Here is a 21,622-nt window from a genome sequence, read left to right as displayed (position 1 = left end):
GGAATGGGGGGCATTTGTGCGGCGCGGAAGTCGCCAAGTCATTCTGGTCTGGAATGATCTATGTCCGGATTATCGTTTGACCGCGCTTCATTCGCCACCCTAGCATCGCTTCACCGCTGCCAAACCCCACCTTGTCATGAGCGTTCCGCATCAACCTTCGGCCTCCCACTTCATCCACGCCAACGAAATCCGCTCCCGTTTTTCGCGCGCCATGTCGGCCATGTACCGTGAAGAGGTGCCGCAGTACGGCACCCTGGTCGAACTGGTGGGTGACATCAACGCTTGCACGCTAGACGCCGACCCCGCCCTGCACGCGCAGATGGCGCTGTCGGGCGAGCTGGAGCGGCTGGACGTCGAGCGCCACGGCGCCATCCGCGTCGGCACGGCAGCCGAGCTGGCGACGCTGCGCCGGCTGTTTGCCGTCATGGGCATGGAGCCGGTGGGTTACTACGATCTGTCGGTGGCTGGCGTGCCCGTGCATTCGACGGCGTTTCGCCCGGTGGGCGATGCCGCGTTGCTGGCCAATCCGTTTCGCGTGTTCACCTCGCTGTTGCGGCTTGAACTGATTGCCGACGCCGCCCTGCGCGACAAGGCCGCTGCCATCCTGGCGCGCCGGCAGATCTTTACGCCGCGCGTACTGGAATTGATTGCCCAATGCGAGGCCGACGGCGGCTTGGCCGACGCAGATGCCGACGCGTTCGTACGCGAGGCGCTGGAGACCTTCCGCTGGCACAGCACCGCCACGGTCGATGCCGAGACGTATCGTGCGCTGCAAGCCGCTCACCGTCTTGTGGCCGACGTGGTGTGCTTCCGCGGCCCCCACATCAATCACCTGACGCCGCGCACGCTCGACATCGACGCCGCGCAGGCCGCCATGCCCGCACGCGGCATGGACGCCAAGGATGTGGTGGAAGGTCCGCCGCGCCGGCGCTGCCCCATCCTGCTGCGTCAGACGAGCTTCAAGGCGCTGCAAGAAGCGGTGCGCTTTACCGACCACGCCGGCGCCCACACGGCGCGCTTTGGCGAAATCGAGCAGCGCGGCGTGGCGCTCACGCGCAAGGGCCGCGCGCTATACGACCAACTGCTGGCCGAGGTGCGCAGCATGGGCAGTGCCGGCAGCGCAGCGCCCAACTACGGAAGTCAGCTGGCCCAGGCGTTCCGCGCCTTTCCGGATACTCATGAGGCATTGCGAGCGCAAGAGTTGGCGTTCTATCGCTACAGCCTCACGCCGTCAGGCCATGCCCACGCCGACACCGACACCGACACCGCAACGGCGGCCGATGCATCGTTAGAGGAACTTCTGACCAAGGGCTGGGTGCAAGCCGATCCCATCACGTATGAAGATTTCTTGCCGGTGAGCGCGGCGGGCATCTTCCAGTCCAACCTGGGCGGCGAAGAGCAGAGGCAGTATCAAGCCAACGCCGCACAGCAAGTGTTTGAGGCTGCGCTGGGCGCACGCGTGCATGACGAAATCGCGTTGTACGAGGCGGCGCAGCAGCGCTCGATCGATCAGGTGCGCGCCGTGCTGCGCGGCACGCCTGTGGTGGAGGCCGCATGACCGGCCCGCACACGCCTGCCGCCATGCCGGGCTTTGCCGCCCCGTTTGCGAACCCCCCCGGCTCGCCCATCCGCGAACTGTTTCCGTACCTCAGCCAGCCGGGGATGATCTCGCTGGCGGGCGGGTATCCGTCGCCCAGTCTGTTCGATGCCGAAGGGCTGGCGCACGCCGCCGCCCAGGCCATGGCGGGCGATGCGCAGGCCTTGCAGTACGGCGCGACTGAAGGGCTGCCCGTCCTTCGCACGGCGCTTGCCGCGCTGATGGGCGCACGGGGCATCCAGGCCAGCGCCGAGCAGATGATGGTGACCACGGGCTCGCAGCAAGCGTTTGACCTGCTGGTGCGTGCGTTGATCGAGCCGGGGGATACGGTGCTGGTGGAAGTGCCCGCCTACCCTGCCACGCTGCAAGCCTTGCGCCTGGCACAGGCCCGCATCGTGCCCGTGCCGATGGACGAACACGGCCTGCAAACCGATGCGCTGGCCGACCTGCTGCACCGGTTGCCTGCCACGCAGCGCCCCAAGCTGCTCTACACCGTGCCGAATTTTTCCAACCCGCGCGGCACGCTGCTGGCTGCCCAGCGGCGCGAAGCCCTGGTGCAGTTGGCCTGCACCCACGGCTTCTGGGTGGTGGAAGACGATCCGTACGGCGAGCTGCGCTTTGATGCGCCGGACGGCAACCCCGCTGCCATGCCAGCAACCCTGCGTGCGGAGGGCGACCGGTTGGCCGCAGGCGGCACGAACCCGGTGGTGTATCTCTCCAGTCTGTCCAAGACCGTCGCTCCCGCGCTGCGGATCGGCTGGATGCTGGCCGACAGCAGCCTGCTGCGCCGGTGCGCCATTGCCAAACAGACGGTGGATCTGTGCACGTCTCCGCTGGCGCAGATGGTAGCGGCGCGCTATCTGGAAAGCGGCCGCTATCCGGCCACGGTGCAGCGCGCGCGCATCGAGTATCAACGGCGCATGCAGGCCCTGGTGCAAGGCATCGCCACGCGGCTGGATGGCCGTGTGCAGTGCGCGGCGCCGGCAGGCGGCATGTTTGTCTGGGCAACGTTCGCACAGTCGATCGACCCGCAAGCGCTCTTTGATGCCGCTGTGTCGCAGCAGGTGCTCTATGTGCCGGGCAAGGCGTTCTACCCGGACAACGCGCAACTCAACACGATGCGCCTGTCGTTTGCCGCGCCCGAGGTGCCGCAGATCGAACAGGCCGTGCAGCGGCTGGCCGCAGCCGTGGCACTGGCCATGCATTGACGTTTCCTCAAATAGAGACAACCTTCATCGCATTGCCATGACACCCGACAACCTGATTCCGGCCTTGCGCGACATCGTTGGGCCCGCCAATGTTTTAACCGGCGACGACTGCGCCGAATACGAATCCGATTGGCGCCAGCGCGTGCGCGGCAAGGCGCTGTGCGTCGTGCGGCCCGGCTGCACGGCCGAAGTGGCTGCGGTCGTGCGCGCGTGTGCGCAAGCTGGTGCGTCCATCGTGCCGCAGGGTGGCAATACGGGCCTGGTGGAAGGCTCGGTGCCCGATGCCAGCGGCGAGCAAATCATCCTGAGCCTGCGCCGCATGCAGACCGTGCGCGCCATCGACGCCGCCAACATGACGATGACAGTGGACGCCGGTTGCGTCCTCCAGTCATTGCAGGACGTGGCAAGCGAGGCGGGCATGCTGTTCCCGTTGAGCCTGGGCGCGGAAGGCAGTTGCACGATCGGCGGCAACCTGGCGACCAACGCGGGCGGCACGCAAGTGCTGCGCTATGGCAATGCGCGCGAGCTGTGCCTGGGGCTGGAAGTCGTCCTGGCCAACGGGCAAATCTGGGAGAGCCTGCAAGGCCTGCGCAAGGACAACACCGGCTATGACCTGCGCAATCTGTTCATCGGCAGCGAAGGCACGCTGGGCATCATCACGGCGGCCACGCTGCGGCTGTATCCGCAACCTGCCGCGCAATTGACAGCGTGGGCCGCCGTGCCTTCGCTGCAAGCCGCCACGGCGTTGCTGGCCTTGTCGCACCGGCATCTGTCTGCCGCACTCACAGGCTTTGAAGTGATGAGCCAGGAAGGGCTGAAGCTGGTCGACACGCACTATCCGCATCTGCGCGTGCCGCTGTGGCGCGACACGATGTGGTGCGTCTTGCTGGAAGCCTCCGACAGTGAGTCAGAGGCGCACGCCCGGGCGCAGTTTGAACACCTGCTGGAAACCGCGATGGAAGACGGCATCGTGACCGACGCGATCATCGCCGAGAACATCCGGCAGGCGCACGATCTGTGGCACATCCGCGAGAGCATCACCCTGGCCCAGGCGGCTGAAGGACCCAACATCAAACACGATGTCTCGGTGCCGATCTCGCGCATCCCCGACTTTGTGGCGCAGACCGATGCGCAACTGCAGGCTCTGGCGCCTGGGCTGCGGCTCATCAATTTCGGGCACCTGGGCGATGGAAACCTGCACTACAACGTGCAGCCGCCGGCGGGCGCGGATGCTGCAACGTTCGTTGCCGCGCATGAGGCTGCGATTGGCGATGCGGTGTACCAGTCCGTCCACCGCTTTGGCGGCTCTATCTCGGCCGAGCACGGCATCGGCGCGCTCAAGCGCGACCACCTTCCGCACTACAAGGCGCCGGTCGCCCTGCAGTTGATGCAGACCATCAAGCAGGCGCTCGACCCGCAATGCCTGCTGAACCCGGGGAGCGTGCTCGCATGATCGCCCGGTCAGATCAGATGGCGCGATAGGTGTCGCTCACGGCCATTGATTGCATCGGACGGCGCAGCGTCGGATCAAACGGATTGATCTGCGTGGTCAGCCGATTGGCCTCGCGCAGCAGCATGTCGTAGACGATGGGCAGGCGCTCGGCGCTCAGGCGGTTGGCGAGCGTCCCCACAGAAAGCGCGGCGACGACATTGCCATTGCGATCGAACACCGGCACGGCAATGCCGGCCATGCCTTCAAGCAGCCCGTCCGTCTTGGCGCTGTAGCCGCGCTCGCGTGCCTTCCTGACCTCGGAGCGCAGATAGACCTCGTCGTAGACGCTGTAGTGCCGGATGCGCGGCAGGTTGTAGCGCAGCACCTCCTCCTGCTCGGCATCGGGCAGGTGCGCCAGGATCACCAGCGCGCCCTGGCCTACGCCGAGTTCGATCCGGCCGCCCACATCGCCGGTGAAGGTGCGAATCGGGTATTGCCCCTCTACGCGATCCAGGCACACCGCATCGAAGCCCGAGCGAACCAGCAGCAACACCGTGTCGCCCAGGCTTGCATTCAGCCGCAGCAGGGCCGGCCGGGCGACGGAGCGCAAGTCGTTCACCGCGCCCGCCTGGGCCGCCAGGCAGAAGAGATCCAGGCTCAGCCGGTACAGCTTGTTCTGCTGATCCTGCTCGACCATGCCCTCCTGCGTCAGTCCCTGCAGCAGGCGGTGCGTGGTGGCGGGGGTCATTCCCAGGGTCTTGGCCAGGTAGGTGACGCGCACACCTTGGTGCTGCTGCTCCGCCATGGTGCGCAGGATCTGGAAGGTGCGGTGCATGGCGCTGCGCTGATGCGCGTCGTCTTCGGAATCGACAGACATAAAGCTGGAATGGACTGAATTTGGTGGATCGATTGTATTCCGATAAACGGAATAAATAATAGAAAAATTCCAACTACAGCGTATACACCTAGGCGAAATCGATGCTTTGGCACACCTGTTGCAATAGCATATTCATATTGTTCAATTGGAAGAGTCTGGCGACGCCCCCAGTCGCAAAGGATCACCGATGAGTTTTCTGCGCCTGAACCATGTCTCCAAGCAGTACGGCGACCTCCGGGTCGTCCAGGACTTCAACCTGAACGTGCACAAGGGCGAATTCGTCTCGCTGCTGGGCCCGTCGGGCTGCGGCAAGACGACGACGCTGCAGATGATTGCGGGCTTCGCAGAGGTGACCGAGGGCTCGATCGAGCTGGACGGCAAGGACATCACCCGCGCGAAAGCCAACGCGCGCGGCCTGGGCATCGTGTTCCAGACCTACGCGCTGTTCCCGCACATGACGGTGCGCGAGAACGTGGAGTTCGGGCTGGAGATGCGCAAATGCCCGGCAGCGGAACGCCGCGAGCGCGCCCTGCAGACGCTGGCGCTCGTGCATCTGGACAAACATATCGACCGCTACCCGCGCGAGCTGTCGGGCGGCCAGCGCCAGCGCGTGGCCCTGGCACGCGCGCTGGTCATCAGACCGCCGGTGCTGCTGCTGGACGAGCCGCTGTCGAACCTGGACGCCAAGCTGCGCGAAGAGATGCAGTTCGAGCTGCGTGAAATCCAGCGCAAGGTCGGCACGACCACCATCATGGTCACGCACGACCAGGCGGAAGCCATGTCGATCAGCGATCGCGTCGTCGTCATGGAAGCGGGCCGCATCACGCAGGTGGATACGCCGCTGGCGGTGTATGAGCATCCGCGCAATGCGTTCATCTCCACCTTTGTCGGCAAGGCCAACCTGCTGCATGCGGCCGTGGTGTCCGGTGCCGATGGCGAACGCCGCGCAACGGTCGGCGCCGTGCAACTGGCACTGCCGCCTGGCACGCCCGCGGCCAGCAAGGTCGTGCTGGCGCTGCGCCCCGAAAAAATGACGTGCAACACCGACGGCACCGGCCGCTGCGAAGGCCGCGTGACCGAACGCTTCTTCCTCGGCAACCAGTGGATGTACACCGTCGACACGCCGCTCGGCGCGATGCTGGTCTCTGCCGTGAACGATGGCGACGCCCCGCGCGAAGTGGGTCAGACCGTCGGCGTGGATTGGGAAGACCGCTATGTGCGCGTGATCGGCACCGAGGGGACCGCAGCATGAGCCGCAGACCGATCTGGGTGCCGTGGAGCATGACCGGCCCGGCGCTGGCGCTCTTCGGCGTGATGCTGTTCGTGCCGCTCGCGCTGAGCGTGATGCTGTCGTTCAACGCATTCGACGCCGACAAAGGACCGATTGCGGGCACCTTCACGTTTGCGCACTACCTGCACGTGGTGCAAGACCCGTACTACTACGAAATCTTCTGGCGCACGCTGCGCGTCTCGGCGCTCGTGACGCTGATCTGCATCCTGATCGGCGCGCCCGAGGCCTACATCCTGAGCCGGATGCGCAAGCCGTGGCGCTCGATTTTCCTGCTCATCATCCTGGCGCCACTGCTGATCTCGGTCGTGGTGCGCGCATTCGGCTGGAGCATGCTGCTCGGGCCCGAAGGCCTGATCAACGCCGCGTTCAAGGCGGTCGGCATCGGCCCGGTCAAGCTGCTCTACAACGAGACGGCCGTCGTGATTGCGCTGGTGCACGTGATGCTGCCGTTCATGGTGATTCCGGTGTGGACATCACTGCAAAAGCTCGACCCGTGGGTGGAAAACGCCGCGCTGTCGCTGTCCGCATCGCACTTCACCACGTTGCGCCGCGTGGTGCTGCCGCAGGTCATGCCGGGCATTCTGTCGGGCAGCCTGATCGTGTTCGGCCTGGCGGCCAGCTCATTCGCCATTCCGGGCCTGCTGGGCGGGCGCCGCGTGAAGATGGTCGCCACACTCATCTACGACGAATACCTGAACGAACTGAACTGGCCGCTGGGTGCAGCCATCGCGCTGATTCTGCTGGCGGCCAACCTCGTCATCATGCTGGGCTGGAACCGCATGATCGAAGGCCGCTACAAGAAAACGTTGGGCTGAAGGAGCGCACATGCAAAAGAACGGACCGCTCGCGCTCATCTTCAACGCGCTCGTCATCACCTTCATGCTGGCACCGCTCGTGATCGTGTGCATCGTCGCCTTCACCCCCGAAGAAACACTCACGCTGCCCACCAGTCATTTCTCGCTGCGCTGGTTCGACCAGGTGCTGCATCACCCCGACTTCGTGCAATCGTTCTGGAACAGCCTCTGGCTGGGCCTGGCGGCGGCCACGCTGTCGACCGCACTGGCGGTGCCTGCCGCCATGGCCATCGTGCGCTATCGCGCGCCGGGGCTGCAGTATCTGCAAGGCGTGTTTCTCTCGCCGCTGATCATTCCGCACCTTGTGCTGGGCGTGGCATTGCTGCGCATGTTCTCGCTGGTGGGCGGGCAAGGCAGCTTCGGCTGGCTGATCTTCGCGCACGCGCTGATCGTCACGCCATACACGATGCGGCTGGTGATGGCGGCGCTGGTCGGCTTTGACCACTCGGTCGAGCACGCCGCCTATTCGCTGGGTGCGAGCAGCTTCACGGTGTTCCGGCGCATGACGCTGCCGATGATCCTGCCGGGCATCACGGGCGGCTGGCTGCTGGCCTTCATCAACAGCTTTGATGAACTGACGATGTCGATCTTCGTGGTGTCGCCCGCCACCGTCACGCTGCCGGTGCGCATGTACATGTACGCCACGGAATCGCTCGACCCGATGATGGCCGCCGTGTCGGCGCTGATCGTCTTCCTCACGCTGGCGCTGATGCTGCTGCTGGACAAGGTCTACGGCCTGGACCGGATTCTGATCGGCAAGCATTGAGACAAAGATCACGATGAATGCTCCTGCAAACCGCTCTGCCCGCGCGCAACTCCAGCGCCTCAAAGAGCGCAATCGCCCCACGGTGGCCTTTGTGCTGGATGGCCAGCCCGCTGAAGCCCTCGCCGGGGACACCATCCTGACGGCCGTGCTCACACACACGCGCCAGCTGCGCATCAATGAATTCAGCCAGCAGCCGCGCGCCGGCTTCTGCCTGATGGGCGCATGCCAGGACTGCTGGGTACGTCTGGCCGACGGCAAATCGCTGCGTGCCTGCCAGACCATGATCGAACCCGGCATGCACATCTGCACGCAACCGGCCGGCAACGAGGGAGCCGCGTGATGACGCAATCCGCCCCCACGCTGCAGCGGCAGTCGCAAAAGGATCTGCAGCCCGTCATCATCGGTGCCGGGCCGGCAGGTGTGCGTGCGGCGCAGACGCTGCTGGCGCACGGCCTCAAACCCATCGTGCTGGATGAAGCGCCGCGCGCCGGCGGCCAGATCTATCGCCGCCAGCCGGACGGCTTTGCCCGGAGCGCCGCAGATCTGTATGGCACCGAAGCCGAACGTGCGCAGGCCGTACACGCCACCTTCGACCGCCTCCAACCCCAGATCGATTACCACCCGCAGACCCTGGTCTGGAATGCCCAGCCTGATCTGCTCGACCTGCTGCATGTGCCGACGCGCGCGGTCAGCAGCCTGCCGTGGCGCGATGTGATCGTCGCCACCGGCGCCACCGACCGCGTGCTGCCCATCCCGGGTTGGACGCTGCCCGGCGTCTATACGCTCGGCGGTGCGCAAGTCGCGCTCAAATACCAGGGCTGCGCGATTGGCGATGCCGTGGTGTTTGCTGGCACCGGCCCGCTGCTGTATCTGGTGGCCTGCCAGTACGCGAAGGCCGGCGCAAACGTCGTGGCGGTGCTCGACACTGCCCCGGCCACCGCGCGCTACAAGGCGGCGCCGGCAATGTTGGGCCAGCCTGCCGTCATGGCCAAGGGCATGGCGCTGGTGGGCTGGCTCAAGCTGCACGGCATTCCCATGCATCACGGCGTGCGACTGCTTCGCGCCGAAGGCGACGCGGCGGTCGAACAACTCGTCTGGCAAGACAGCGCCGGCCGCGAACAACGCACGGCTTGCTCCGCGGTGGGTATGGGCTACGCGCTGCGGCCCGAAACACAACTCGCCGATCTGCTGGGCTGCGCGTTCGAGTTTTCTGCGCTGCACCGTTGCCATGTACCGCGCATCGACGCCATGCGGCGCAGCTCCGTCGCGGGCGTCTATCTGGCGGGCGATGGCGCGGGCATCATGGGGGCCGACGCGGCCGAGTACTCCGGCGAACTGGCCGCGCTCGCCCTGTTGCAGGATCGGCAAATCACCGTCGATGCCGATCGCTTGGCCGCGCTGCGCCGGCGCCTGCGGAAGATCGAGCAGTTCCGCCACGCGCTGGAAGTCGCCTTCCCCTTTCCCGATGACTGGGCCGCGCACGCCAGCGACGACTTGGTCGTGTGCCGCTGCGAAAACGTCACAGCGGGCACCCTGCGCCAGACGGCGGTCGAATGCGGCGTGCATGAACTGAATCGGCTCAAGGCGCTGTGCCGGGTCGGCATGGGCCGCTGCCAGGGTCGGATGTGCGGCGCAGCGGCAGCGGAAATCCTGGCGCACGCGCAGTCCGTTCCGCTGGCACAGGTGGGCCGATTGCGCGGGCAGGCACCGATCAAGCCGCTGCCGCTGGATGTGACCGAGGTGATCGAACCGGAGGGCCACCATGCGTGAGCAGCTTGCATGCGACGTGGCCATCATCGGCGGGGGCATCATGGGCAGCGCCACCGCGCTGTTCCTGCGGCGGCGCGGGCTGGCCGTCACCCTGCTCGAGCGTGACCTCTGTGGATCGCGCTCCAGCGGCGTCAACTTTGGCGGTGTGCGCCGCCAGGGGCGCTCCATTGAGCAATTGCCGCTGGCCCAGCGTTCGCACCAGATCTGGGGGCGTCTGACCGAGCTGATCGGCACCGAGGCCGAGTACGAGCGCAGCGGGCACTTCAAGATCGCCCGTGGCGTGGCCGACATGGAATCCCTGGCCAGCTATGCGGCCCGAAGCGAGGGCTACGGCCTTGGGTTGCAGCTCATCGAAGGCCGGGCTGCACTGCAAAAGGTCTTTCCGATGGGCGGCGACCAGGTCGTCGGCGGCTCGCTGTGCCCGGAAGACGGACAGGCCAACCCGCGCCTGCTGTCGCCCGCATTTGCGCACGCGGCGCAGGCGGCAGGCGCCGATGTGCGCGAGCACGCGCCGGTGCAATCGGTCGAACACGATGGCGCCCGCTTCGTCGTCCATGCACGGCAGCATGACCGCGATCTGGAAGTCAAAGCCTCCGCGCTGGTCAACTGCGCCGGGGCCTGGGCGGCCCAGTTTGCGGCGCAATGGGGCGAACCCGTACCGATGTTCACCATCCCGCCCACCATGGGCGTGACCGAGCCGCTGCCATTCTTCCTGCCCTGGAGCCTGGGCGTGGAAGGCGGCGGCATTTACTGCCGCCAGGTGCGGCGCGGCAATGTGGTGTTCGGCGGCGGGCGCGGCTACGTGCTGGACGACCAGCGCGCACGCTCTTCGCACGTGGCGATCCTGCGCCAGTTGCCGCAACTGGCGGCGCTGCTGCCGCAACTCACAGGCGCCCACATCATCCGCACCTGGAGTGGCACGGAAGGCAACCTGCCAGACGACCAGCCCGTGATTGGCCCCAGTGCCCGCCGCCCCGGCCTGTTCCACGCCTTTGGCTTTGCCGGTGCCGGCTTCCAGCTCGGCCCCGGCGTGGGCGATGTCATGGCCGAGCTGATTGCCGAAGGCCGCACCACCACGCCGATCGAGCCCTTTTCCATCCAACGCTTTCTGCCACCGGCAGCTTGATGCACTTGATGCCCCAGGAGATCACCATGCTTGTGAAACACGCGAAAACATCGTTCACGTCCGTCATTGCTGCGGCTGCCGGTATGGCGCTGCTCGCCGCGGGCGCCGCCCACGCCGACACCAAGACGCTGTACATCGGCATGAACGGCGGCAACATGGAACGCACCTACACGCAGTTCGTGTTCCCGCCGTTCGAGAAAGCCAACAACGTCAAGGTCGTCGTCGTGCCCGGCACCTCCACCGACATCCTCGCCAAGGCCCAGGCGACCAAGGGCAAGGCACAGATGCACGTGATGACGCTGGACGACGGTGTCATGTTCCGCGCCATCGGCATGGGGCTGTGCGAAAAACTCAAGCCATCGGCCAATCTGGCGGCTGTGCCCGCCATTGCGCACCTCAAGGGTGACTACGCGGTCGGCTTGTCGATGGGCCTGACGGGCCTCGCCTACAGCACCAAGATCTTTGCCGACAAGGGCTGGACGCCGCCCACCTCGTGGGGTGATCTGGCGGACCCGAAATACAAGGGCAAGGTGGTCGTGCAATCCATGCCGGCTTCGTCGTTCGGGCTGGATGCCTTCCTGATGTTCAACCGGCTCAAGGGCGGCACGGAAAAGAACGTCGACCCGGCCTTCAAGGCATGGCCCACCACCATCGGCCCGAACGTGGTCGAGTACATCCCCAACTCGTCGAAGGTGGTGGAGATGATGCAGGCCGGCGATGCGGCGCTGTTCCCGTACACGCTCACGCAGGTGGAGCTGATGAAGTCCAAGGGCATCCCGATGGAATTCGTCGCACCTAAGGAAGGCGCCGTCGTTCTGCTCACCGCGCAGTGCGTGCTGGCCAACAATCCGGATGCCGAGCTGGCGCAGAAGCTGGCGGACTACCTGATCAGCCCCGAGGCGCAGGCACTCGCCATGGAAAACGGCTCCTACAATCCAGTCAACCCCAAGGCGCCGCTCAAGGGCAAGGCGGCGGAAGAGCAAAACAAGATGAACACCATCCTGAAGACGGCCGTTGCGCTGGACTGGGACGTCATCAACGCAGAGCGCCCCGAGTGGAGCAAGCGCTGGAACCGCATCGTCGAGCGTTGAATTGAACGCTGCCGCACCGCAACAGTTTTTCGATTGAACACGAGAGAAGAGCAAGGATTCACGCCATGTCAGATTCACGAACACGATTGCAGACCGTACTGAAGGCCCTCGGCCTGGACCTGAAGGCCTATGAAGGCACGGACTGGACGAGCCGCGCCCCGCGCGATGGCACGGTCTTGGCGACCGTGAAATCGCATACCGCCAGCGAGGCCGAGGCTGCCATCCAGAGCGCGCATCAGGCGTATCTGGCGTGGCGCGTCGTGCCGGCACCCGTGCGCGGAGAGCTGGTGCGCCGCCTGGGCGAAGTGCTGCGCACGCACAAGGCGGCACTGGGTGAACTGGTGTCGCTGGAGGCCGGCAAGATCACCTCCGAGGGGCTGGGCGAAGTGCAGGAGATGATCGACATCTGCGACTTCGCTGTCGGCCTGTCGCGGCAACTGCATGGCCTGACCATCGCCAGCGAGCGCCCTGGGCACCGCATGATGGAAACGTGGCATCCGATGGGCGTGGTGGGCATCATTTCGGCGTTCAACTTTCCGGTGGCGGTGTGGTCGTGGAACGCCGCGCTCGCCCTGGTGTGCGGCAACGCCATCGTGTGGAAGCCGTCGGAGAAAACGCCGCTCACGGCCATCGCCTGCCAGCACCTGATGCAGCAGGTTGTCGACGCGTTCAACGCAGAGAAGCCGGGGGCCATTCCTGCCGGGCTGAGCCAGCTGCTGATCGGCGGGCGCGACGTGGGCGAAGCGCTGGTCGCCAGCCACCTTGTGCCCGTGGTCAGCGCCACGGGCTCGACGCGCATGGGCCGCCAGGTGGGCGTGAAGGTGGCCGAGCGCTTCGGCCGCTCGATCCTGGAGCTGGGCGGCAACAACGCGATGATCGTCACGCCATCGGCCGATCTGGAATTGGCGGCACGCGCCATCACCTTTGCTGCCGTCGGCACGGCGGGCCAACGCTGTACGTCGCTGCGACGTTTGATCGTGCATCGCTCGGTGGCCGATACGCTGCTGGCCCGTCTGGAAAAGATCTACCAGAGCATTGCGATTGGTGACCCTCTGGCTGACGGCACGCTGGTCGGCCCGTTGATCGACCAGGCCGCCTTCGACGGCATGCAGCAGGCACTGGCGCAGGCCCGCGCCGAAGGTGGCGAAGTGCTGGGCGGCGAGCGCGTACGCGAAGACCTGGGCACCGACGCCTGGTACGTGCGCCCCGCGCTGGTCAAGATGCCGAAGCCGACGAAGGTGATGGAAAGCGAGACCTTCGCGCCCATCCTCTATGTCGTGACGTATGACGGCGACACCGAACAGGCCATCGCCATCCAGAACGGCGTGCCGCAGGGCCTGTCGTCTGCCATCTTCACGGCAAACCTGAACGATGCCGAGCGCTTCATGTCGTCGGCGGGCAGCGATTGCGGCATCGCCAATGTCAACATCGGCACATCGGGCGCCGAAATCGGCGGGGCATTTGGCGGCGAGAAGGAAACCGGCGGCGGGCGGGAATCGGGCTCGGACGCATGGAAGGGCTACATGCGCCGCGCCACCAACACCGTCAACTACAGCGGCGCGCTGCCGCTGGCGCAGGGCGTCCGGTTCGACGTTTGATCGGCGCTTGAGCGACGTGATGATCAGGGCGGTGGCGCAGCATGCTCCGCCTCCTTGATGGTCAACGCGTGCTCAACGCGCCGGACCACCCACATCCGTGATCGCACTATAGACAAGCGTGCGCAATTGCCGACGCACTGGGTAGGCAGACGACGGCAAGACCTGCGTCAGGAACAGGCCGATCAGATCCTCCTGCGGATCCACCCAGAAGAAGGTGCCGGCCGCGCCGCCCCAAAAGAAATCGCCCGTGCTGCCGGGAATCAACGTGGCCGCCTGCGAGATCGTGGTCGCAAAGCCCAGCCCGAATCCCACGCCGTCATAAGCTGCCTCGCTGAACATCGAAGGCGACGACAGGCTCGACATGTCGCGCCCGCCCGGCAGATGGTTGGCCGTCATCAGCGCCAGCGTTTTCGGCCCCAGCAGGCGTACGCCATCCAACTCGCCGCCCTGCAGCAACATGCGTGAGAAGCGCAGGTAATCCGCCGCGGTGGAAACCAAACCACCGCCGCCGGAAATGAAGCTGGGCGGCTTCAGGTAGGGGCTCGTGCGCGGATCGTCCTGCAGGACCGGCCCACGGTCGGACACCGTCTTCGAGCCCATCGCCCCCACGGCATAGCACGCACAGAAGCGCGACGCCTTCTCTTCCGGCACATGAAAGGCCGTATCGACCATGCCCAGCGGGTCGAAAATCCGCTCCTTCAGGAACGTCTCGAATGGGATGCCGCTGATCTTGCCGACCAGGTAGCCGAGCACATCGGTGGAAACAGAGTAGTTCCACGCCTCGCCCGGAGAGAACTCCAGCGGCACGCCGGCCAGTTTTTCGATCATCTCGTCGAGCGTGCCATCGGTAGCAATATCGCCCAGCTTCAGCCGGCGGTACGCCGCGTCGACATTCGTGTTCTGGTGGAAGCCATAGGTCAGGCCGGAGGTGTGGCGCAGCAGGTCGACCATGCGCATGGGGCGTTTGACCGGGCGCGACTGGAAGCCCTCCATGAAGCCGCCGGCGTGCACGCCCAGGTTCGCCCATGCAGGGATGAACTTGCTGACCGGATCGTCCAGCGCAACCTTGCATTCCTCCACCAGCATCATGAACGCCACCGATGTGATGGGCTTGGTCATCGAGTAGATGCGGAAAAGCGAGTCTTCGGCCAGCGGCACCTGGCGGTCGCGGTCGGCCAGGCCCAGCACGGAGTTCAAGGCCAGTTCGCCGCGCCGCCACACCTGGACGAGCGCGCCGGGCAGCTTGCCCGTCGCAATGTAAGCGTCATCGATGAAGTGCTCGACCCGTGCGAGCCGATCGCGGGACATCCCCTGCGTTTGCGTGCCTTGCCTGTCCATGCCGTCTCCTTGCATTGATGCCCGCGCGAGGGCGCAGGCGTGCCAGACTCCGATCCGGTCTGCGCGGTATTCCGACGCGCGCAGCCCCGCCCAGCGACACTGTACAGCGCTGATCCATTGCCCGCGACAATGCCCGGCCCGCGCCTATGCTTCAATGCGGTTCGACCGCAACCCAGTACCAACATGAAGCGCTTCGACGACCTTTACCTCTTCACGCGCGTAGTGGAAGCCGGGGGCTTTTCCGCTGCCGAGCGCGCCACGGGCATCCCCAAGTCACGTCTGAGCCGGCGCATTGCCGAGCTGGAGGTGCAGCTCGGCACGCGGCTGCTGCAACGCTCAAGCCATCGCGTATCGGTCACGCCCGTGGGCGAAGCGGTCTATCGGCACGCGCGCGACATGGCCGATGCGTCGGCGGCCATTGAAGCACTGGCTGGGGCGGCACGCAGCGAACCGGCCGGCGTGCTGCGCGTCGGCACATCGCCGTTGCTGGCGGAAACACTGGTGGCAGGTTGGCTGGCCGAATTTGCCGATGCGCATCCGAAGCTGCGCATTGAACTGGACCTGTCCAACACCTACGTCGACCTGATCGAGCAGCGCATTGACGTGGCGATCCGCGCGGCCACGGGGCCACTGCCCTCGCGCGATGTGGTGGCGCGGCATCTGGCTATCTCGCCGCGCGTGCTGGTCGGCAGCCCCGTGTTGGTTGCCCGTGTAGGTGAACCGGAGACGCCCGCCGCGCTGGAAGACTTTCCGTGCCTGGGACAGGGCTCGCTCACACGCAGCCGCGATTGGGTGCTGCAGGATGCGCGCGGCCATCGGCTCGCGCTGCCGATTCGCCCGCGCTTTGCCAGCGACAACATCATCGCCCTGCGCGAAGCGGCCATTGCCGGGCTCGGCTTGGCCATCCTGCCGCTGCACTGCTGTCATGCGGCGCTCGGCCGCGGCCGCCTGCGCACGGTGCTGCCCGGCTGGACGCCCGAGCCGGCCGACCTGCACGCGCTCTATCCATCGCGTGCCGGCGTACCGCCTTCGGTGAAGGCGCTGGTGGCGTTCCTGCGCGAGCGCTTTGCTGCGGAATCCACCATGCAACCGCTGGCTTGAACCGCAGGTTCCGCTACTTCACCACGCGGCCAAGAAAGTCGAGCATGCGTCGGCCAATTTCCGTGTGGTGCGTCTCCAGCGCAAAGTGGCCGCTGTCGACAAAGTGCACCTCTGCATCTGGCAGGTCACGCTTGAAGGCCTCTGCGCCGGGCGGAATGAAGATGGTGTCATTGCGACCCCACACCGCGAGCAGCGGCGGCCGATGCGCGCGGAAATACGCATGCAGCGCCGGATACAGCGCCACATTGCTCGCGTAATCCAGGAACAGATCCATCTGGATGTCGAGCTGGCCCGGACGGCTCAGGAAATATTGATCCAGCAGATAGCCATCCGGCGCCACGCGCGTCGGGTCCGGCACGCCATCCAGGTATTGCCACTGCGTCATCTCATCCGAAACGATCGCATGCAACTCACGGCGATGCGCTTGGTCCGGGTTGTCCCAATAGGCCTTGACCGGCGCCCACGGCCCCTCGCCCAGGCCTTCCTCATAGCCGTTGCCGTTTTGCGTGACGATGGCGCTGATGCGCCCCGGATGCGCCATCGCCAGACGCCAGCCCACCGGCGCGCCGTAGTCAAACACGTAGATTGCGTAACGCGATAGGCCGATCGCTTGCGTAAAACCGTCTACCACGCGCGCCAGGTTGTCGAACGTGTAACGGAAGCCGCTCGGCACCTGCGTCAGGCCAAAGCCGGGAAAGTCCGGCGCCACCACGTGATAGCGCTCCGCCAACTGGGGGATCAGGTTGCGGAACATATGCGACGCGCTGGGAAAACCGTGCAGCAACAGCACGGTGGGCGCATCGGCTGGGCCAGCCTCCCGATAGAACACGCGCACACCCTCGACATCCACCGTGCGGTGGCGCACAGCGCTTGGGGCATACGCATCGACAACCAGATCAGCGGTTCGGGCAGGGGCGTTCATGGCAAGGCTCCGGGATGGGTTTCGGGGAAACAGCAGCGAAACCATCGTAACCTTTGAAATTACATTTCACAAGTTACATAAAATTTTCCCATCGTTCGCATACCGATTTGTGATGTCAAATAAAACGGGCACGCCGTCTGGCGTACCCGCGCGGGAAACGATGCAACAGAAAAACTCAGGTGAGCCGTTCGAGCGCCTGGGCGGCAATGCGCCGCGTGATGGCTTCGGCCGAGTCTTCCGTGGCCAGCTGGCCGGCCTGGCCCGACCACAGATTGATGAAATCGCCCGAGCCGGTCGGTTCGGTCTTTGCCCGCAGCGGCGCCAATGCACCGCCGGCCGTGGGGAAGGCCGGGGCAAATGCGCTCATCGGGCCGATCTCACGCATCAGGCGGTTGACGATGCCGCGCGCCGGGCGGCCTGTGAACAAGTTGGTGAGCGCGGTGTCGGCATCCGTCGCCTGCTTGAGCGCCGCGCGATGAATGGCCGATGTCTTAGCCTCCGGCGACAACATATAGGCCGTACCGATCTGCACCGCCGATGCCCCCAGCGCCAACGCCGCCACCACACCGCGCGCATCGCCAATGCCGCCCGCTGCGATGATCGGCACCTTCACCGCATCCGCCACCTGCGGCAACAGCGCGAACGTGCCGACCTGCGATTCGATCGTCTTGGCGAGGAACATGCCACGATGGCCGCCCGCCTCGTTGCCCATGGCGATGATGGCGTCTACGCCGCGCGCTTCCAGCCAGCGCGCCTCTTCCACCGTGGTGGCAGCGGAGATGACCTTCGCCCCCGTAGCCTTTACGCGGGCCTGCAGTTCCGGCGAGGGCAGGCCGAAATGGAAACTCACCACCTCCGGCTTCAATTCCTCCACCAGCGCGCAGGTCGCTTCGTCGAACGGCGCGCGGTTGACGGCTGGCGCTTGCGCGTTCAAGTCAATACCGAACTCGGCGTAGTACGGTGCCAGATGGGCGCGCCATTTGGCATCGCGCTCGGGGTCAGGCTGCGGCGGCGTATGGCAGAAGAAGTTCAAGTTGATGGGGCCACCCACGGCCGCCCGGAACTGCTCGACTTGCTGGCGGATCTGCTCGACGCTGAGCATCGCGCACGGCAGCGAACCGAGGCCCCCTCCCCGCGCCACGGCAATCGCCAGCTCCACGCCAGCCACCCCCGCCATCGGCCCCAGTACGATGGGCACTTCGATGTTGAACAACTCCAGCACGCGTGCATCGGGCCATGCGCTCATGATCGTCTCCGGCGAGTTACTTGGATGAGACATGGTAATGCGGCGCGCTTTTCATCGGACTGACCCGTTGAAACACGCGTGCAATGAGTAACCTGCATAGCCAATTAAATCGGTTACAATTCAATCCACCGCCTTTTTGAAAGCCGCCATGCCCGCACCCGCTGCTGCCACCGATGCGCCCCTGCTGATCGCCGACGACCCTGTGCTGGACATGCTCAACACCGTGGCCAACGTCAACGGCCAGCCCCACGATTTCTGGCAAAACGACGTCGATGTCTCCGATTGGCTGGTGCGCGCCGGCTGGCTCGTCGAGCCCGTGGCAGGTCGCTATCCACCCGGCGTGCTGCTGGCCGTGGCGCGGCACCTTCGCGAGGTGATTCGCACCTTGGTGGAGGCGCGCAAGTCGGGCCGTGCAGCCAGCGCCGATGCGCTCAACGTGTTCCTGCGACAGGCGCCAAGCCATCCCATGTTGGTCTGGGAAAACGGCACCCCGCGCGTCGAGCGCCTGCGCCCAACCGATTCAGTCGAGCAGTGTCTGGCACCGCTGGCCGAAGCCGCCGCGCATCTGCTCGCCGAGGGCGATTTCCAGCTCGTGCGCGTGTGCGAACATCCGGAATGCACGCTGTGGTTTTACGACCGCACCAAGTCGCACAAGCGCCGCTGGTGCAGCATGGCTGTCTGCGGCAACCGGCACAAGGTGGCGGAATACCGCAAACGCCAGCAGGGCTGATCGCAGCTCGGTCGTTCCAATGCTGGAACGCCGCGTCGCGGCCGAACGGGCTGCGCACAAGCCCGCTCGTTCGTAACCTGTTCTCCCGAAACATCGCACCCATTCAGGAGAACAGCATGTCCGAAACTCAAGCCACCCCATCCACGACCGCGCAACGCCTGGCAGGCCGCGCCGCCATCGTCACCGGAGGCTCGCGCGGCATCGGCGCCGCCGTGGCGCATCGACTGGCCGCCGACGGCGCACGCGTGGCCGTGGTCTATCGCAGCAACGCCGCAGAGGCTGACGCCGTAGTCAACAGCATTCGCGGCACCGGCGCGCAAGCCATTGCCGTGCAGGCCGACGTGGGCGATGCCGTATCCGTTAACGCGATGGTGAGCACCGTGCGCGAGACCTTCGGCGCCATCGACATCCTCGTGAACAATGCGGGCATCCTGGAAAGCCAGCCGGTGGGCAGCATCGATCTCGCATCGTTCGACGCGCAGTTCCGGACCAATGCCTTCTCGACGATTCTCGTCACGCAAGCGGTGCTGCCACATGTGCCGGCTCGCGGCGGGCATATCGTGAACGTGTCTTCCAGCCTGGTGTACCGGCCCCGCGCAGGGCTGGCAGTGTATGCGGCAAGCAAGGCCGCAGTCAGCGCCCTCACCCACGCGTTTGCCATAGAACTGGGCCCGCGCAACATCACCGTCAACGCCGTGGCCCCCGCCCTCACGCGCACCGACATGACCGCGCCGATTCCCGATGAAGTGAAAGCACGCATGCGCGAATCAACCCCGATGGGCCGCCTGGCCGAGCCGGAAGACATCGCCGACGCCATCGCCTTCCTGGCCTCGGACGACGCCCGCTGGATCACCGGCCGCACCTTGATGACCGACGGCGGCTTCATCTGAGAAAGTAACCACCCAAAACGTGTGCAACGCCGCCAACTCCGGCACGCAGAGGGTGTGGCCGTACCCTGCCCTAGATGGCGCCTTGGATTTTTGCCGCGGGGAGGAAAAAGAGGGGAGGCTGTCTGAGCGCAGCGAGTTTGCCTCCCCTCCCTCCCCGTGACGAAAATCCAAGGGGAAGTCGCCATCTCGGGCGCGCCTTTCTTTGCTTACCTTTCTTTGGCAAGACAAAGAAAGTAAGTCGGCCCCGGCAGGGGACGAAACCCAACACAAACCGGCACCCCCCAGCCGCCCCCGCAGAAGAAAAGCGAGCGCAGCGTCCAACAACTCACTCAGCCAGTTGCTTCACAAGCCGATAAAGAAACTCCCGCCCGTCATACAACCGCGCAATCTCGATACGCTCATCCAGACCATGCGTGCGCAAATCAGCCGGCTCGGTAAACAACCCCGACACGCCATACATGGGAATGCCCGCATTGCGCATGAACCGGCTGTCCGTCGCCCCCGTGCTCATCGCCGGAATCACCGGCACATTCCACATCTGCTGCGTTAGCGCCTCCACCGTCTTCACCAAGTCGCCATTGAGCGGCGACGCGGGGCTTGCAAGCGGCTTGTTGACGTAGCGCACGCTGATCTTTTCGTTGCCGATCACCTGCTTCAACTGACGATCGATATCGGCCGGATCATCGTGCGGCAGGATGCGGCAATTGATGGTGGCCTTGGCCGATTGCGGCAGCGCGTTCTCGGCATGGCCGGCATTGACCATCGTGGCCACGCAGGTGGTGCGCAACTGCGCGTTGTAGAACGGAATGGCCGAAAGCCGATCGATTGCAGCCTGGTCCGGCTTGCCGGTGCCCACCGAGCGCATGTCGTCCGCCAGTTGCCCCGTGGCCAGCGGCGCGCTGCGTGCGAAGTAAGTCTGCGTCACGTCGGCCAGCTTGACCGGAAACTGATACGCCCCCAACCGATCCAGCGCGGCTGACAACGCATAGATCGGGTTCGTCTTTGTCGGCACCGAACTGTGTCCGCCCACGTCGCGCACTTCCAGCTCGTACGTCGTGTACATCTTCTCGGCCACCTGAATGCGGTGGAGCACCGGCTTGCCGTTGCGCAGCTCGCCGCCACCGCCTTCATTGATACCGAACTCGGCCTTCACCAGCTCCGGCTTGTTGTTGACGATCCAGTACGCGCCGTTGGTCGGCACATCGCCGCGCTCCTCGTCGGTGGTCAATGCGAGGATGATGTCGCGCGATGGTTTGAAGCCTTCCTGCTTGAGCTGCCCCAGCACCGACACAAAGGCCGAGGCCATCGCCTTGTCGTCGATCGCGCCGCGCGCCGTGAAATAGCCGTCAGTCTCTTGCAGCTTGAAGGGGTCGGTCTTCCAGTCTTCGCGCTTGGCTTCCACCACGTCAATGTGGGCAAGCAGCAGCATCGGCTTCTTGGCACCGGTGCCCTTGAAGCGCAGCACAAGGTTGCCCTTCTTCGGGAACGGCTCAAGCACCTGCATGTCGGCAGCGGCAAAACCCGCATCGCGCAGGCGCCTTTCCATCGCATGCGCGGCCTTGGTCGTGTCACCTGCCGAATGCGTCGTGTTGATCTCGACCAGCTCTTTGTAGATATCGTGATAGCGCTGCTGCTCGGGCGTGAGCGTGGTGGGCGCGGGCTTGCTGGCGGGGATGGTCTGTGCGAACGCGCCGGCGCTGCATGCCAACACAGCTGCAGACACCAAGGCGCGAACGGGAACACGACGACACTGGAAACGCATGACACCTCCGGATAATCGTTATG

Annotated in this window: 19 protein-coding genes; 14 read left to right on the top strand and 5 right to left on the bottom strand. The window is 65.3% G+C overall.

The window, feature by feature from the left end:
- The first annotated feature begins 136 nt into the window (after positions 1–136).
- From BM136_RS06130 to BM136_RS06120, 3 genes are read left to right on the top strand one after another with little or no spacing between them, the layout of a single operon-like run.
- Positions 137–1,558, top strand: a complete 1,422-nt coding sequence (locus BM136_RS06130) for a 2-oxoadipate dioxygenase/decarboxylase HglS (protein ID WP_092971016.1) — start codon at positions 137–139, stop codon at positions 1,556–1,558.
- Positions 1,555–2,805 (top strand): aminotransferase-like domain-containing protein, encoded by a 1,251-nt coding sequence (locus tag BM136_RS06125; RefSeq protein WP_092971015.1) that lies wholly within the window; start codon positions 1,555–1,557, stop codon positions 2,803–2,805. Before BM136_RS06130 ends, BM136_RS06125 begins: the two co-directional genes overlap by 4 nt.
- A 37-nt stretch (positions 2,806–2,842) precedes the next feature.
- Positions 2,843–4,258: an FAD-binding oxidoreductase gene (locus tag BM136_RS06120; protein ID WP_092971014.1), complete on the top strand. Its 1,416-nt coding sequence runs from the start codon at positions 2,843–2,845 to the stop codon at positions 4,256–4,258.
- A gap of 13 nt (positions 4,259–4,271) precedes the next feature.
- Here BM136_RS06120 and BM136_RS06115 read toward each other — a convergent pair whose 3' ends face one another.
- A complete protein-coding gene (locus tag BM136_RS06115; protein WP_092971013.1) occupies positions 4,272–5,114 on the bottom strand; it encodes an IclR family transcriptional regulator in 843 nt (280 codons plus the stop codon).
- A 187-nt stretch (positions 5,115–5,301) separates the two neighbouring features.
- On the opposite strand from BM136_RS06115, the gene BM136_RS06110 reads away from it, so the two are divergent.
- The 8 genes from BM136_RS06110 to BM136_RS06075 all read left to right on the top strand — a co-directional run bounded on the left by BM136_RS06110 (position 5,302) and on the right by BM136_RS06075 (position 13,610).
- Entirely contained in the window at positions 5,302–6,366 is a 1,065-nt protein-coding gene (locus tag BM136_RS06110; protein WP_092971012.1) for an ABC transporter ATP-binding protein, read from the top strand.
- The gene (locus BM136_RS06105) at positions 6,363–7,220 is read left to right on the top strand and encodes an ABC transporter permease (protein ID WP_092971011.1); all 858 of its coding nucleotides are present in this window, start codon (positions 6,363–6,365) and stop codon (positions 7,218–7,220) included. The genes BM136_RS06110 and BM136_RS06105 overlap by 4 nt, the downstream gene beginning before the upstream one ends.
- Before the next feature lie 10 nt (positions 7,221–7,230).
- Positions 7,231–8,025, top strand: coding sequence for an ABC transporter permease (locus BM136_RS06100; protein ID WP_092971010.1), 795 nt, complete (start codon positions 7,231–7,233; stop codon positions 8,023–8,025).
- Positions 8,026–8,038: 13 nt separating this feature from the next.
- Positions 8,039–8,365 (top strand): (2Fe-2S)-binding protein, encoded by a 327-nt coding sequence (locus tag BM136_RS06095; protein WP_092971009.1) that lies wholly within the window; start codon positions 8,039–8,041, stop codon positions 8,363–8,365.
- Positions 8,365–9,795 carry an FAD/NAD(P)-dependent oxidoreductase gene (locus BM136_RS06090; RefSeq protein ID WP_092971008.1) on the top strand — a complete coding sequence of 477 codons (1,431 nt, stop codon included), beginning with the start codon at positions 8,365–8,367 and terminating at the stop codon, positions 9,793–9,795. The genes BM136_RS06095 and BM136_RS06090 overlap by 1 nt, the downstream gene beginning before the upstream one ends.
- Positions 9,788–10,921, top strand: a complete 1,134-nt coding sequence (locus BM136_RS06085) for an NAD(P)/FAD-dependent oxidoreductase (protein WP_092971007.1) — start codon at positions 9,788–9,790, stop codon at positions 10,919–10,921. Before BM136_RS06090 ends, BM136_RS06085 begins: the two co-directional genes overlap by 8 nt.
- Positions 10,922–10,947: 26 nt before the next feature.
- Positions 10,948–12,012 (top strand): ABC transporter substrate-binding protein, encoded by a 1,065-nt coding sequence (locus BM136_RS06080; protein ID WP_092971344.1) that lies wholly within the window; start codon positions 10,948–10,950, stop codon positions 12,010–12,012.
- Between the two features lie 65 nt (positions 12,013–12,077).
- Positions 12,078–13,610 carry an L-piperidine-6-carboxylate dehydrogenase gene (locus BM136_RS06075; protein WP_092971006.1) on the top strand — a complete coding sequence of 511 codons (1,533 nt, stop codon included), beginning with the start codon at positions 12,078–12,080 and terminating at the stop codon, positions 13,608–13,610.
- Positions 13,611–13,682: 72 nt separating this feature from the next.
- Here the strand turns inward: BM136_RS06075 and BM136_RS06070 are convergent, their stop codons facing one another.
- Entirely contained in the window at positions 13,683–14,948 is a 1,266-nt protein-coding gene (locus BM136_RS06070; protein ID WP_092971005.1) for a serine hydrolase domain-containing protein, read from the bottom strand.
- Between the two features lie 183 nt (positions 14,949–15,131).
- Here BM136_RS06070 and BM136_RS06065 point away from each other — a divergent pair, with 183 nt between their 5' ends.
- Positions 15,132–16,049, top strand: a complete 918-nt coding sequence (locus BM136_RS06065) for a LysR substrate-binding domain-containing protein (RefSeq protein ID WP_092971004.1) — start codon at positions 15,132–15,134, stop codon at positions 16,047–16,049.
- 13 nt (positions 16,050–16,062) lie between these two features.
- Here BM136_RS06065 and BM136_RS06060 read toward each other — a convergent pair whose 3' ends face one another.
- Together BM136_RS06060 and BM136_RS06055 are read right to left on the bottom strand one after the other, a co-directional pair.
- A complete protein-coding gene (locus BM136_RS06060; RefSeq protein WP_092971003.1) occupies positions 16,063–16,971 on the bottom strand; it encodes an alpha/beta fold hydrolase in 909 nt (302 codons plus the stop codon).
- A gap of 175 nt (positions 16,972–17,146) precedes the next feature.
- Positions 17,147–18,217: an NAD(P)H-dependent flavin oxidoreductase gene (locus BM136_RS06055; RefSeq protein ID WP_092971002.1), complete on the bottom strand. Its 1,071-nt coding sequence runs from the start codon at positions 18,215–18,217 to the stop codon at positions 17,147–17,149.
- 148 nt (positions 18,218–18,365) lie between these two features.
- Between BM136_RS06055 and BM136_RS06050 the strand changes: the two genes are divergently transcribed.
- Positions 18,366–18,947 carry a CGNR zinc finger domain-containing protein gene (locus BM136_RS06050; protein WP_092971001.1) on the top strand — a complete coding sequence of 194 codons (582 nt, stop codon included), beginning with the start codon at positions 18,366–18,368 and terminating at the stop codon, positions 18,945–18,947.
- Positions 18,948–19,063: 116 nt separating this feature from the next.
- Entirely contained in the window at positions 19,064–19,837 is a 774-nt protein-coding gene (locus BM136_RS06045; protein WP_092971000.1) for an SDR family NAD(P)-dependent oxidoreductase, read from the top strand.
- A 325-nt stretch (positions 19,838–20,162) separates the two neighbouring features.
- Here the strand turns inward: BM136_RS06045 and BM136_RS06035 are convergent, their stop codons facing one another.
- Complete coding sequence (locus tag BM136_RS06035) at positions 20,163–21,599, bottom strand: M20/M25/M40 family metallo-hydrolase (protein ID WP_092970999.1); 1,437 nt, start codon at positions 21,597–21,599, stop codon at positions 20,163–20,165.
- Positions 21,600–21,622 lie beyond the last annotated feature (23 nt).

Origin of the sequence: Ralstonia sp. NFACC01 (assembly GCF_900115545.1) — a bacterium.
GTDB lineage: Bacteria > Pseudomonadota > Gammaproteobacteria > Burkholderiales > Burkholderiaceae > Ralstonia > Ralstonia mojiangensis.
The sequence above is the reverse complement of the archived record's forward strand: the minus strand, read 5'-3'. Positions and strand labels throughout refer to the sequence as shown.